Origin of the sequence: Campylobacter sp. MIT 97-5078, assembly GCF_006864455.1 — a bacterium.
Classification (GTDB): Bacteria; Campylobacterota; Campylobacteria; order Campylobacterales; family Campylobacteraceae; genus Campylobacter_D.
Window position 1 is genome coordinate 17,448 of sequence record NZ_QHLK01000013.1, and the last position, 13,502, is coordinate 30,949.

At 29.9% G+C, this 13,502-nt stretch carries 20 protein-coding genes; 3 read left to right on the top strand and 17 right to left on the bottom strand.

Going from position 1 to position 13,502, the window contains the following annotated elements; all coding sequences use genetic code 11:
• Position 1 precedes the first annotated feature (1 nt).
• Both DMB91_RS07120 and vapD read left to right on the top strand, forming a co-directional pair.
• A complete protein-coding gene (locus tag DMB91_RS07120) occupies positions 2-319 on the top strand; it encodes a hypothetical protein (RefSeq protein ID WP_034906772.1) in 318 nt (105 codons plus the stop codon).
• On the top strand, positions 310-855 hold the full coding sequence (gene vapD / locus DMB91_RS07125) for a VapD family protein (protein ID WP_052043262.1): 546 nt from the start codon (positions 310-312) through the stop codon (positions 853-855). The genes DMB91_RS07120 and vapD overlap by 10 nt, the downstream gene beginning before the upstream one ends.
• On the opposite strand, the gene DMB91_RS07130 is transcribed toward vapD, so the two are convergent.
• From DMB91_RS07130 to DMB91_RS07135, 3 genes are all read right to left on the bottom strand, one after another.
• Positions 852-1,757: a tyrosine-type recombinase/integrase gene (locus DMB91_RS07130; protein ID WP_052043261.1), complete on the bottom strand. Its 906-nt coding sequence runs from the start codon at positions 1,755-1,757 to the stop codon at positions 852-854. The two genes, vapD and DMB91_RS07130, sit on opposite strands and share 4 nt — an antisense overlap.
• 352 nt (positions 1,758-2,109) lie before the next feature.
• Entirely contained in the window at positions 2,110-2,241 is a 132-nt protein-coding gene (locus DMB91_RS09145) for a hypothetical protein (protein ID WP_260604887.1), read from the bottom strand.
• A gap of 81 nt (positions 2,242-2,322) precedes the next feature.
• Positions 2,323-2,508: a hypothetical protein gene (locus tag DMB91_RS07135; protein WP_143116879.1), complete on the bottom strand. Its 186-nt coding sequence runs from the start codon at positions 2,506-2,508 to the stop codon at positions 2,323-2,325.
• 294 nt (positions 2,509-2,802) lie between these two features.
• Here DMB91_RS07135 and DMB91_RS07140 point away from each other — a divergent pair, with 294 nt between their 5' ends.
• Positions 2,803-3,138, top strand: a complete 336-nt coding sequence (locus DMB91_RS07140) for a hypothetical protein (RefSeq protein WP_034907162.1) — start codon at positions 2,803-2,805, stop codon at positions 3,136-3,138.
• Between the two features lie 41 nt (positions 3,139-3,179).
• Here DMB91_RS07140 and DMB91_RS07145 read toward each other — a convergent pair whose 3' ends face one another.
• From DMB91_RS07145 to DMB91_RS07205, 14 genes are all read right to left on the bottom strand, one after another.
• Positions 3,180-3,368, bottom strand: coding sequence for a hypothetical protein (locus DMB91_RS07145; RefSeq protein ID WP_034907161.1), 189 nt, complete (start codon positions 3,366-3,368; stop codon positions 3,180-3,182).
• Positions 3,359-3,652, bottom strand: coding sequence for a hypothetical protein (locus tag DMB91_RS07150; RefSeq protein ID WP_143116880.1), 294 nt, complete (start codon positions 3,650-3,652; stop codon positions 3,359-3,361). The genes DMB91_RS07145 and DMB91_RS07150 overlap by 10 nt, the downstream gene beginning before the upstream one ends.
• 120 nt (positions 3,653-3,772) lie before the next feature.
• A complete protein-coding gene (locus DMB91_RS07155; RefSeq protein ID WP_034904324.1) occupies positions 3,773-4,354 on the bottom strand; it encodes a hypothetical protein in 582 nt (193 codons plus the stop codon).
• Positions 4,355-4,395: 41 nt separating this feature from the next.
• The gene (locus tag DMB91_RS07160) at positions 4,396-4,926 is read right to left on the bottom strand and encodes a thermonuclease family protein (protein WP_231549667.1); all 531 of its coding nucleotides are present in this window, start codon (positions 4,924-4,926) and stop codon (positions 4,396-4,398) included.
• A 3-nt stretch (positions 4,927-4,929) separates the two neighbouring features.
• Entirely contained in the window at positions 4,930-5,133 is a 204-nt protein-coding gene (locus DMB91_RS07165; protein WP_034904327.1) for a hypothetical protein, read from the bottom strand.
• The gene (locus DMB91_RS07170; protein ID WP_081946911.1) at positions 5,130-5,669 is read right to left on the bottom strand and encodes a lytic transglycosylase domain-containing protein; all 540 of its coding nucleotides are present in this window, start codon (positions 5,667-5,669) and stop codon (positions 5,130-5,132) included. The genes DMB91_RS07165 and DMB91_RS07170 overlap by 4 nt, the downstream gene beginning before the upstream one ends.
• 114 nt (positions 5,670-5,783) lie before the next feature.
• Entirely contained in the window at positions 5,784-5,924 is a 141-nt protein-coding gene (locus DMB91_RS08885) for a hypothetical protein (RefSeq protein WP_156104110.1), read from the bottom strand.
• A gap of 40 nt (positions 5,925-5,964) precedes the next feature.
• Entirely contained in the window at positions 5,965-6,441 is a 477-nt protein-coding gene (locus tag DMB91_RS07175; RefSeq protein ID WP_052043183.1) for a single-stranded DNA-binding protein, read from the bottom strand.
• Positions 6,442-6,635: 194 nt separating this feature from the next.
• Positions 6,636-8,657, bottom strand: coding sequence for a type IA DNA topoisomerase (locus DMB91_RS07180; RefSeq protein WP_034904331.1), 2,022 nt, complete (start codon positions 8,655-8,657; stop codon positions 6,636-6,638).
• Between the two features lie 12 nt (positions 8,658-8,669).
• A complete protein-coding gene (locus tag DMB91_RS07185; protein ID WP_034904333.1) occupies positions 8,670-9,872 on the bottom strand; it encodes a type IV secretion system protein in 1,203 nt (400 codons plus the stop codon).
• 2 nt (positions 9,873-9,874) lie between these two features.
• Positions 9,875-10,153: a hypothetical protein gene (locus DMB91_RS07190; protein WP_034904337.1), complete on the bottom strand. Its 279-nt coding sequence runs from the start codon at positions 10,151-10,153 to the stop codon at positions 9,875-9,877.
• A 127-nt stretch (positions 10,154-10,280) separates the two neighbouring features.
• Positions 10,281-11,165 (bottom strand): ArdC-like ssDNA-binding domain-containing protein, encoded by an 885-nt coding sequence (locus DMB91_RS07195; RefSeq protein WP_034904340.1) that lies wholly within the window; start codon positions 11,163-11,165, stop codon positions 10,281-10,283.
• 71 nt (positions 11,166-11,236) lie between these two features.
• Positions 11,237-11,455, bottom strand: a complete 219-nt coding sequence (locus DMB91_RS07200; RefSeq protein ID WP_034904341.1) for a hypothetical protein — start codon at positions 11,453-11,455, stop codon at positions 11,237-11,239.
• Between the two features lie 85 nt (positions 11,456-11,540).
• A complete protein-coding gene (locus DMB91_RS07205; protein ID WP_034904344.1) occupies positions 11,541-13,502 on the bottom strand; it encodes a type IV secretory system conjugative DNA transfer family protein in 1,962 nt (653 codons plus the stop codon).

Genomic DNA, 13,502 nt, shown 5'->3' on the forward strand with positions numbered 1-13,502 from the left:
AATGATAAAAAATAGAGGCTTAAAAATAGTCTTAGATGAAGAAAAAGTGTTAAGAGAGGGCAAGTATAAACTAGAGGATTTATACAAATATCTTGATGAAGTAGCCCTAGAAGCAGAACTTATTAGACTTGATAAAAACCATTATGCTTGCAGGGGCGATAAAGACGATTTAAATTGCTTGATGGATTTTACCTTTGAGGTTGTAGAAAAGGAAAATATTACAAGAAATGTCAAGCAGTGGTATTGGTTTGAGGGCGGGAAGTTTGAAAGCAATATTGTTGAAATTTCTAAAAGAGATGGTATAGGTGTATGGCAATAAAGAGTGAAAAACATATTAAATTCATCAATTTTGATTTAAGTAATAAGGCTTTAAAAGAGCGTTTTTCAGGTGATACAAGAGAACCTTACGCTCTTATTAAAAAATTCTTTCTTAAAAATGGCTTTGAACATAGGCAATATTCAGGCTATATTTCTAAAGAAGCACTTTATAGTTATGAACTTGGTAATATTATTAGTAAATTCAGTAAAGAATTATCTTGGATAAAGGATTGCATACTTAAATTTGATGTTTCAAATGTCTCAAATGAACTAGACTTAAGCAAAAGCATTGTCAAGCAAGCCAAAAAAGCAAATATTAAACTCCTCCAAAAACTTGGAAATCAAATCAAAGACTATAAAATTAAAAAGCCTGCTCTTTCAAAATCTTTACAAATTAGAAAAGAAACAAGCATTATAAAACTCTATCAAAGATTAAGTAAAGATAAAGAGCTAATCATAGATGAAAAGTTCTTAAACTTTATTAAAAGACTTGAAAAACAAAAAAATTCAAAATCACAAGCAAAACCACAATTTTAAATCGCTAAATCACTTAAAAATAAAGCTCTATTTTCCACATTTTGAGGTAAATATTTAGCATAATATTTAAAGGTAGTATTTAGGCTTGAATGTCCTAGCATTACCCTAGAAATCCACATACTTTCCTCTCCTTTACTCAGCATTAAACTTGCAAAAGAATGTCTTGTGTTATAAAGTTTTCTAATGGGTTTTATATTAAGTTTGTTTTGCAAAGCTTTAAATTCCTTTCGTAAAACATAACGAGATTTTTTAATCAAAAAATCATCTTCTTTGTTCTTAATCTCATTAAATATTATAAGTTTTTGCAATTCCTTAAGCACAACAGGTAATAAATCTATTTTTCTATGTGAGCTTAGATTTTTAGTTGTATCTAAGTTATTGCTTTCACTAAGGCTTTTTCGTATATAAGCTTTTCTTAATTTTATATCAATATCTTCTTTTTTTAGAGCTAAAATCTCCCCTGTTCTAGCCCCCGTAAAAAAGCCTATGATAAGATAGCTTCTTAATTCTCCTTTAGCATGCATAATAAGTTCTTTTATTTGCTCTAAGTTAAAGGGTTTAAGTTCTTTTCTTTCAAGCTCTTCCAGGCTATCTTTTAACTCAAATTTTGCAAAAGAAAATTTTTGCATAACTTCAATTTCTACCGCATATCTTAATAAGGACTTTAAAAATTTAATTTTAGCATAAATTGTGTTATTTGCATTTTTCTTTTCTTTTAAATACATCACAAAAGAAATGCTATGTTCTCTTTTAAACTCACTAATATAGTGTATATTTTCCTTTTTAAAGAAGATAAGCAATTCTTTAGCTAAACTTCGATAACTTTTCTTTGTTTCATTCTTTAAAAAGCTTTTTTCATTTAAAAAGGCTTTTATCAAGCCCACAACTTCGCCGTTTTTCATAATAACTCCTTATAAGGTTGGATTTAAGGAAAATTTAAATCGTAACCTTATGCCAAGTTTTTAGCTCTTCAAATCCAAAGCTAAAATATTTACTCCTATTTTTAAGCCCTTATCAAAGATTTTTTTCTAAGTGTTGCTCGTTTTTATTCTCTTTCTTGTTCGTAGCTTTTTACCTAAATCCTTAATATTTAAGTCAATCTTTGTTTTGCTTGGATAAAGAGTGTATCAATCTTTACTTTTGCCTTTCTATTAGTTTCTAAAAAATCAAAACTAGCTATAATTTCTACTGCTTCACTATAAAAGGCGGATTAGAAAAGATTAAGTCATATTCTTTTCTATTAAATGAAGTATCTCAAAAATCCCTACCTACCACTAAAATATCCCTTTCATAAGTTTGAATGAGGGGTAAAGATTTTTCTATGGCATAAGATTTTGTTTCAAACTCCTTTTCAAAGACTTTTAAAACCCTACTATCGCCGCTCATATATCAAGAACCTTTCTGCTATGATTTAAAATTACACTTTCAATCACAAGCTCGCTTGTAGGATAAAATTCAAAGTCTCTCTCATAACTTTCTTAATATTTTTATTTCCAAATCCTTATCATTAAAAAGGCTAGGAATAAGGGCTAAATCCTCTTGCTCTCTTACAAATTCCTTAAAAGCCTTAGTTCTTATAACTCTTTTAGCAATAAAATCTTCTTTATTTTCCAAGCTCTCTAAAAAAGCCTTAACCAAGTAGCTTCTTTGCATTGCATTTTCCTTTTGGCTATATTTTTTCTTGAAACTCTCATTTTTAAATCTCAATTATTATAATTATATAATAAAAAATAATAAAAGTCAAGTAAATTAACAAAAAAAATAATAAAAAATATAAAAATTTTCCATCTTTCCTCCCTTTTTACAAGCTTCTTTAGGTGCTTGTATGAATATTGCTTTAGAGATTTGCTGGGTGTCTCCGCTCCTTTTATGCTAAAGACAAATAAAAATAAAAAAAATATAAATTAACAAAAAAAATGCTATAATACAATAAAAAAAAGGATAAAGATGACAAGAAAAAAATTTGATGATTTATTGGAGCAATGTGGCTTTAAAACTTATACCGAGTTGGCCAATAGACTTGGTTTGACTTCACAAACTATTGTGATTTGGAATAGAGAAGAAAACTATCCTAATTATGTAGAACAAGCATTGCTGTGGTATAAAATAGCTAAGGAGTATGATAAACTTATGCTTGCTAACACAGATAAAAATGGAGTTGATAGATCAATTATTAAATTGGAAGCCGAAAATATGAGGCTGGAGAAGGAATTGCAAAGCTTGATTTCCATAAAGAATGTTATGAAAGATAAAATTATTGCCTTAGTTGATTCTAAATCTTAGAATAGAGTGCTTCAAATATATCGTACATTCTTTTTGCTTTTCTATTTTTGCAAGCACTTAAATATTTTTTCTTCTTTACATTCTAAAGCCTCTTGGCTTTCTTTTTCGAATTTTTCTTCTTTTAGTCTTTCAATTTCTTTTGTATTCTTTATTTCTTTGTAGAAGAATAAACCTATAAATGCAAACATAATTAAACTTATAGTTAAAGCAAACAAGAATACTATACCCATTGTAACTCTCTTTTTATATTTTGCTTATCTTCTAAATCCTTGCAATACCAAGCTAAATTTTTTATATCAGCATATACATCAAAGATTAAGATAAAGAATAAAAGTGAAAATATACTTATCCCTGCAATGAGATTTGTTTGACTATCTCTATGAAATAAAACAATTGCTATTATAATGATAAATGCAAGGCTTGCAAAGATAAGTTTTTGCAAGCTTTCCTTGATTAACTCCTTATAATGTGATTCATTGCTGAATGGAACACTTTGGGTAAATTGCTCCTTCATATACTAACTCCTTTTTATGTAATCAAAAGATGCTTCATCTTTTTCTAAATCAAAATAAATTATATCACTTTCTAAGCATTTCACTTTTAACTCCTTATTTCATAACTAACTTTTAAAATATTAGCCCCAATATAAGCCATAACAATTATCAACAAAATCTAAAAACCTTAGAGAAGCCTCGTTTAAATTATCTAAAATATCCTTTCTTTTGAACAAGTAATTTCTTATGTATTTGTCTTTAAAATCATAGTAAGTAAGCTTTCTATCATTAAATTCATGAAGTATAAACCCATTTTTGATAATTTCAGTATTAAAATCCTCAATTTTATGCTTTTGACATATATCTTTTAAATCAGTGATAAAATTTTGCTCTGCTTGCATTAAAATCAAGTAAGCTAAATTGATACTACTAGAAAAGTCAAGATCATATGATATTCTTGTTTGTAAAACCATTTCTGCCAAATTTAAAGCAAGCTTTTTATTATCAAAAATCATCAAATACCTAGCATTTCTTAAAGCTTGTATTATGCAGTTAATACCACCTATATTACGCTCACACTTAAAAGCTATGTTATAAAAAGAAACTAAGTCTTTATACATGGCTAACTCTTTTTTTGCTGTGTTGCAAAAAGAATCTAAGTGTTCATATCTTTCTAGTTCTTTTTTTAAAGCTTTATTTTCTTTTTGTAAGTCAGTTTCCATTTTTCATCTCCTTAAATACTTATATTTATTTAGCATTGTTCTTACTCCTTTATTTTCTTTTTCCTAAATTCACTTGGCTTTATAACTTTATCATCAGCCCAAAGTCCTAATTTAAAACTCTTAGCGTCTGCTTCTTGAATAATATAGTCCTTGCTATATTCAGTATAAGCATGTGCGTATCCATTCGCTACCATAGCAGAGTTGATGTCTTTATCATTAAATAAAATCAAAGCTATACTTCTTTGGTATCTATCCTTGCCTTTACTGATGACTTTTACTTCTTTGCCTGCGATAAGTGAAGCAAGAAATTCTTTAGCCTTTTTTCCATAGGCTTGACTTTTTTCAGGAGCATCTATACCATACAGCCTAATTCTATGTTTTGTTTGGCTTGAATCAAGCACATCTATAGTATCACCATCTATAATTTTGATCACTATACCTTGAATGATATGTTCTTGTGCTTTTTGCTGACTCAATGATAGTGTATAAGCTGATATAACACCTAAAATAAGCACAAGCAAAAGTTGCTTTGGGCTTTTATTCATCAATCTTATGATTTGATTAAATTTCATTGCTTATCTTTCTTTTTTCATCTTTTTTCCTAATTTCTTTTCCATTGCCTCATCATAGCTGTATTGCTTAGTGCTTTTTGATTCTACTTTTAAATCGTTTTCATCAAATAAACTTGGCTGGTCCCAATCTTCGTCCAAATTCAATAAACTGGATTGATCATGATCTACAATATTTTCTTGAAGTTCTTTTCTAGGGTTGTGATTCATTTTATGTTCCTTTCATTATTTTTAGCTATTTTTATGAATTCTTTGTCCTTTTTCTCAAGTTTCTTTTTTACAATGTACATTTTTAAAACTCTTTTCTTTTCTTCTTCTTGTTTTTGAGCTTGAGCTAAAATTTCAAGAACCTCTTTACCATAAGGATTGCTCTTAATCTTGCCATTGTAACAAGTAAGCCCTTTTATATTCGCTCCATATTTATCAAAGCATTTTTTAAGTATCGTAGCTCCTGCAAAAATATTTATTCTAGGCTTTTCAAGCAAGTCTTTTTCACTTATGCCATAGTCTTTTTTAAGCCATTTAAGGTGCATAGAATTAATTTGCATAATGCCTATGTCATAAGTGCCATTTTTATTTGAACGATTTATAGCCTTTGGATTATGCCTACTTTCTTTATAAGCAATAGCCCACAAAAGTTTAGGATTAAGTCCATAAGCCTTGCCTGCTTCTATGAAATGATTGCTTGCTTTTGCATTTAAGTAAGTAAAAAGCAGTAAAATGGGAAGAAAATTTAATTTAGTCATCTTTTAAGCCTTGAATATAGCATAGCTTTAAATTCTTTTGTAAGCCTTTTAAGCTGTTCTTTACAAGTTTTTAAATTCTTTTTTTTGTTCATTGGCATTTTTTATTTATCCTCTTTATCGTTGTTTTTTTTCAGTTTCTTCTTTTTCTTTCATATTTTGATTAATGATATAAAAGCTTACTGCTATAAAAAATAAGATAGCACACATTTCAAAGGTGCTAAGATTAGCTATAAGAGCATTTGTATTGTTTATCATTTTTTTATCCTTTAAAATTAAAAGCCCATAAGGGCTTTTCTTAGCCAAAAGGCATATCATCTTTATTGATTGCAAATTTAGCCACTTCTTCGCTACTTGGCATTTCATTTTCTTTTAAATCTGTTTGTATAGAAGCTGTATCATCTGTTAAAGCAGGAGTATTATTTGTGCTTTGAGTGATGTTATTTTCATCTTTGTTTTTCACAAAGTGAAAATTCCTTACTATGACTGAAAAGCCAAATTTTTCTTCTCCTGTTTTCTCATCTATGTATTTGTTGGTATTAATTTCACCCTCACATAAAAATCTATCGCCTTTTTTGAAAAATTTATTTGCATTTTCAGCGGATTTATCAAATAAAGTAAGAGGTATCCAATCGGTATGTTCTTCTTTATTGCCTTTAGCATTAACCCATCTTTTTGTAATGGCAAGTGAGCCTTTAGCCACTGCTTTACCGCTTTGAGTAGAACTCATTTCAAAATCCTTGCCTAAAAAGCCAAATAATGCAACTTTATTCATTGTATATCCTTTTTTTAAATTTATAAACTCATTGTATAAGCTTTGTTTTTAGCATTAGTATGCACCTTGTGTTTGTTTCTTTGTTTGTTAGTAAGTTTTTCCTCCTTGTTTTATGTTTGATTTTTTTCTTGAGTGCTTTTTAGGCTTTTATCCCTTTGGATACCATTGCTTTTTAACATAATAAAATGGCATAGTTATTCCTTTTTATTTTTCTTAAAAATACTATCTATAAAAGCCCTACAAATACTTATATCGCTTTCATAGTCCTTTGGTAATTCAAGCTTATTTTTTTCAGCCAAATCCCTTGCAAGTTTAATTTGTTTTTCACTTGGAGGCTTTTTAGGAGCTGTTTTGATAAGTTCATCTATAGCTTTTTTGCAAAGATTAAAGTCTTTAAAGGCATCTTGAGGAAGTTCTTTGTTTTGTTCTTTACAAAGCTTTTCTAAAAGCCTGATTTGAGCTTCGCTTGGTTCTTTATTACTTATATCAGTATTTACAAAATTCATTTTTTGATGAAGAGGCTTTACAAAGTCGAGGTATTTACATTCATTTTTTGATATAGCTTCTAAGACTTCTTCCATAGTTCTTGTATATTCGCTTTTAGTAATCCACTCATCATTTGCTAAAAGCAGTTCAATTATTTTCATACCTTTTTCTGTTGGTGCTATTTCATTATTTTTACCTTTTTTAACAAGTTCTATATATTGTCTTTTTAACAAGGTTGGTAAAAAAGAAGCATAAGTGCTTGGTCTTCCAATACCTTCTTTTTCAAGCAAAGATATGAAAGAGCTTTCTTTGTATCTACTTGGAGCTTGTCTTTTGATTTCCTTGTTTTCTAAATTATTAAGCCTTATATGTGAGCTTTGAGTTAAAAAATCTAAGTCAAGCTTACTTACAGGATTTTCTTCGTTGTTTTTGTTAGGATTTTCTTCTTCTACTTCATTTTCATCATCTTTAGCCTTAAAAATGCTTGCATAGCCTTCATATAAAACCTTGCTATATGAAGTTTTAAAAGGACTTGCCTTAATGGTAAAATTATAATTTGTAATTTGGGTGATTTTATCCTTAGCTTGAGATAAGACTGAGTTTTTATATATCAAAGTATAAAGCTTGATATGATCAGCACTAAGCTTTTTAGCTCCCTCGTTCATTTCAGCATTAGCTTTTTCTATAATTTTTTCTATTTCATCAAAGGCGTGAATATGCGTTATTCTTATAGCTTCGTGAGCTTCAGCTTGACTTTGCTTACCTGCTTTATATTCTCTTTTTTGATACCACTGCTCTTTTCCAAAAAAGCTCTCTACTTCAGTGATAAATTCAGCACTTAAAGCATTACTATCTGTTCTCGTATAGGTAATAAGTCCTCTTTCAAAGAGTTGTTGAGCCAAGAGCATAGTTTCATCACTTGAAAAGCCATAAACTTGATTTGCACTTTGTTGCAGTTGTGAGGTTCTAAAGGGTTGATCTGGAGTTTTTTTGCTCTCTTTAGTTATTTTATCTTCAAATTTAACTTCTTTAGTGTCTTGCAAGAATTTTAAAAAGTCTTCAAGTTCGGCTTTATCTTTACATATTTTTTCACTTTCTAAGATAAAATCTTTACCTTCACTTTGACAATGAGCCTTAAGCTTATAACTTAGTTTTTCACTCTCATCAAGACTATTAAAGGCTTTGATTTCTTTTTCTTTTGAAACTATGAAATTTAAGGCTGGAGTTTGCACTCTGCCTATGCTTGTATTTCTATCACTAAGTAAATTAATGTATTTTGGGCTTAGAATAAAGCCTACGAGTTTATCTCCTACGCTTCTTGCTTTAAAGGCTTCAAATTCATTAAAATTACTCTTAGTAAAATCAAGAGCATTAGCAAGCCCTTTTTTAATACCTGCTTCAGTTATTTCGTAAAATTCAGCTCTTTTAATGCTTTTGGCTATATTTTTGATCACTTGATAAAACATATAGCCTATAGCATAGCCCTCTCTATCAGGGTCAGTAGCGATAAAGACTTCTTTACCCTTGCATTTAGAAAAGATAAAATTCATTCTTTTTTTAACCTCTTCACTTTTAAACTCAAAATTTGGGGCATAACTACTAAAATTTATGTAATTATGGTTTGGTAAGTCTTTGAAATGTCCTATGGTTGCATAGGTTTCAAAGCCACTGATTTTTTGTATTTTGTCCTTTTTATTTGGACTTTCTATGATGATGATTGAATCACTCATTTTTTACTCCTTTTATTTGTTATAATATTGAGAACTCGCATTAAAGCCATTTTTTTGAACTTGGTGTTGTTGAATATTCTTTTTAAGATTTTTAAATCCTCCTTTAAATAATTCCCCTGCAACGCCTGTCATTCCGCCTTTTGATTGTGAGTAAGATTGTAAAGCATTTAAGCCCGTTCCTAGCTTTCCACCTGTTGCCATATTAGCTGTTTCAAATGCTGTTTTACCTGCTAATCCTCCTACTAACATACCTGCTCCTGCAGTTGCTCCTAAGACAGCTTGAGCAGCTCCTGCTGTAAAGCCTCCTCCATTTTCAGTGCTTCCTATCATAGTATTTATCCATTCAGGTATTTTTCTAAGAATATAAATGCCTATTAGTAAGTTAAGAAGTCCTATAAAAAAGGTATAAAAAACATTTCTATAAATAAATTCCCCACTTTGAATTCCTGCAAATTCATTGATTTTATCCATTACCATTAAAGAAAACATAGTCATAGGAACAAATAAAGTTATAGCTATATAATTTTTAAGCCAAGAAAAGAAATTGCCTCTTGTTTGAGGTGTTAGCAAACATATCATCATAATAGGAGCAAAAGAACCAAATATAAAGCTTGCAAAGCTTGAAGCTACTTGCATAATAATAATTCCTGCACAAACTATAGCTAATAATAAAATATAAACTAGCCACAAAAACATTCTAAAAAATGAAGTTATTATATTAAACATATCATCAAATGAACCTCCTTTATTTGCGACATATCCTAGAGCATTATCGCCTTCTTCTTGTGCTTGAATTCCAAATTCATAACCTTGAACCCAAAAATTAAGTGGAGTTTCTATAACTCTTTCCATAATTTCTCCTACATTACCTCCACCCGCGAATGAAGAAACCATGGCTTTAAGTAGTTTTTGAGGCAATAAAAACCAAGATTTAAATTCTTGATATGTCCCTAAACTTGATAAAGTGCCATAAATAAAAATAAATAGGATAAGCCATATTCCGCCTTTAAATAAATCATCTTTTGCAAAGCCTGATTTTAGATGTCTTATACACCAAAAAACAAGTATTATGCCTATTAAACAATAAGCTAGAGAATTATAAAAAATATAGCTTAGCGATGAATACATTGTTGCATCTATGTTTGCACCTAAATTTGCAATCATAGCGTTAAATCTATTGTAAGTTGTTGCTATACCTATATCGAGTTTTTCCATTTTTATATCCTTAATCTTGTAATATTTTTCTTAGCCATATTCCTTGAAATAGGAATTTGTTCTATTATAATTTCTTCTTTAATTTCTTCATTTGTTAAAAAGTCATAGCCTAAGACCACAATTTCACTTTTTTGTATATACACATTATCCTCTTCTTTAAGCTCTATAATTTCTTCCTTTGTTTGAGGAAGTTTATTCTCATTATTTACCTTTTTGTCCTTATTTAAGTCTTTTTCATCTATTTCAAGGAAGTTCATAAAATTAAACAAGGCAAGTAACAAGTTTTATCCTTTATATAAGCTATAAACTCATAGCTTTGTTGTTTTCAAGCTTTTTATATTCTTGTTGTTGTATTTTTAATCCTTTAAACAAAAACACCCACAGAAGAATCTTCTATGGGTTTAAAACTTAACGAGTAAAACTAAGCTCTTTCTTAGCTTCTCTATTAAGGGTTTGGGTTTGAGTTCTTTGGTAATCATTCCCACTTTTTACCGCTTTAACAAAATTGCTTAAGTTTTGAGCTAAATTAGCGTTTAAGCCAAAATTTGTGATTCTTTCAGGTTTTGCGAGTTTCTCAGGATTTTGCCTGAAATACTCTGCTCGTTTTTCAACCTTGCTTAAATCTCTTGGCTTTAACTTGCTGGTATCAAGGTCGGTAAATTGTGAGATATGGTAAAGATTTATGGTTTCAAGCATAGGTGCTTTAAAAGGCACATATTCTTTTACTTCTCTCATCACAGGCTGTCCCTTTTCATCAAATTTGAAATTACCCTCTTTGTCTTTAGCTTGGGTTTTGATGACTTGATTGTTTTCATCAACCTTGTTTTGCCACTGCCCCTCTTGCACATAAGGAATTTTTACTCCTAGCACATAGGCAGTTTTACCATTTTTAGTAAGCACTTCATTACCATCTTGATCAAGTTGCTTTTTGAGTTTCCCACCTAAAAGATTAGCCTCATTCATAGTAAGAAAGGTAGGCTCTTTGTATCCATTAAGTTGAGTAACGCAACGCAAAATGACATCGCTTACATTAGTATATGGTTGTCCTGTTTTAGCATTGTAAGGCATAGAATTAGCAATTTCTTCTTTACTCATATTCTTGTTCCAAAATGCCATTTCAGGTTTATTTTGTTCCCTTGCTTGTTGTGAAGTTTTCACAATTATGCTTGCGTGATAGCTATTTATACTAGCTTCTCTTTCAGCATTTGTTTTATCTTCCCATTTTACATAGGGTTGTTCTTGCTGTTGAGCTTGTTTTATTTGTTCTTCAGCTTTACTTTTTTTAGTTGCCATAATGTATCCTTTGTTGTATATTTCTAGGGTTTAAGCTTCTTGGCTTGCCCGATTTAATTGTTAAAATGGTTTTAGCCATTAAACTCATCACTTCCAAGTCCTTCATTCATCCATTGACTTTGTAATTCAATGGGAATGTCTGGGTCTGGAAAGATGTCAAGGGTAGAATTTTTTGCTTCCTTAGAGCTTATTTCACGCTTAAAAGTAGCGTTAAATTCTTCCTCACCCATTGATTCAATGCTTTGTTTCATTAAATCAAGTTCTTCCTCGTTTAAGTTCTTAGTTTCCATAAAAGATTCCTTCTTTAGGGTGTTTGAGCTTTATAGGCTCAAAAGAATATTACAAAGTAATATTCTTTAAAACCTATAAGTAAGCCTAAGCTGGCTTATTAGGATAAATTTTAAAACCACCTGCTTCTTTAAGAGCTGGTTTATCTTCTTTATTTTCATTACTTTCTTGTGATTTTTCTCTGTTTTCATCTTGTTTTGTTTCTTGTTTTCCCCCATTATTTTCTTGTGGGCTTTGTTCATCTATATTTTCATTTATCTCTTCATTTTTGTTTGTTTCTTCAGTTTGAGCTTTTTCAAGTTCTTCTTTTGGAATAACTTTAATCTTATCAGCATCTTGCCATTGAGGATTTTTAAACCAAAAATTGACATTAGCTTTTATAGGGCGATTAAAAAAGCCTCCCACAAGTATATAAATTTGATCAATTGGATTGCTTAGAATATCTTGCACTGTTACAAGTTTATAGCCTTCATTTGAAACACTATCGTTTCGTTTTAAAATGTCTAAATTCCCTTTAGATTGAGAAACTTTTTTGCGTGTAAAATCACCTATCATTTCACTTAAGACTTTAGCATCTTCTGGACTATTCATTCTAAAAACAACTTGATAACCTACAGTTGATTTAATGATTTTAAGATCATCATCGCCATAATATTTTTTAATCTGCTCATAAGATTGAGTGATATATACAGGAATAAGTCCATAACTTCTACATAAAGCTGGAGCTTCAAGCAAAAATGGCATTTTTCCAAAACGCACAAATTCATCAAGCAAGAAGTAGATAAACTTATCTGGATTACTTTCTTCTTTCATCATTAAATTTTTAAACAAGCTTTCAATGAATATCCTTATTAAAGGAGCTAAAATATCCATATCAGCTGTTTGAATAACAATATACATAGAAATTCTTTTTTCTCTTAAATCTTCATAAGTAAAGTTCATACTTGAAACAGCCTTTGCAACTTGAGGGTCTGAAAAAACTTTCATAAAGGTATCATAAGTAGATTTTATACTTGCAAATTCTTGTTCTGCTGCAGTAGTATAGGCACGAAACTGATTTCTTGTAATTTCATCTATATCTTTATCTTGACTAGCTTGTAAGAAAAAAGGTTTTAAAGTATCAATTTCAGGGTCTCGCATCTTTTTATCAGTATCAGGGTCTTCTTGTTGGCACATAGCTAAAAACTCGCCCTCAAGCTCATTATAATAATCCTTTTTATGAGCTTGAGAAAGTTCAGCTAAATTTGTATAACCATTTTTTTGCATATAATACAGTGCAAAATATACAAACATCGTTTTAGCCGATACTATCCAGTGATCATTTTCCTTACCTTTTTCACCTACAAAAATAGTCCCTGCTATTTGTTCTGCAAGCTTTTTCATTTGAGCAAAATTCATATCCTTAATGACACTTTCATCAAAAGGATTAAAAAATAAGGTATTTTCATTTGAAAAAGGGGAAAAGAGTAATATTTCATTATTAAAGTGTTTTTGTCTATAACCAGCACTTTTTTCATAAAGTTCGCTTTTAATATCAAGCACAACGACTGAATTTGGTAAAGAAAATAAATTTGGCAGAGCCACAGAAGCAGTTTTACCAGTTCCAGGTGGTGCAACAATAAGTGTAGCAAGAGGCTTAGTCGCTCGAATAAAGGTTCTTTCTTCTTTGCCATTAAGTTTTTTCTTTATAAAACACCCTAACATTAAACCTGTATCTTTGCTTAAAAGCATTCTTTCATAATCTTCATCGTTTTCAAGCGTTGCAAATTCAGCATTGCCATAACTTTCAAGATTATTTGGTTTATAAAAAAGCCACCATAAAAACATCATAACAACAGGACTAAGCCCATAAACAACGCATAAATAGGCTTTAAATTTTAAAAAAGGTTGTCCTAAGGCTAAGATTATGTTTCGTCCTACTATAAAAAGCTCTGAAAAATCAGGCTTAAAAATGATTTTTATAGAAATGAAATACACAAAAATGCCTAAAATAATGGCAGAAATAAAGCGTTTAACCCATTCTTTTGCGGTTGGATTTTTTTCTTGCAT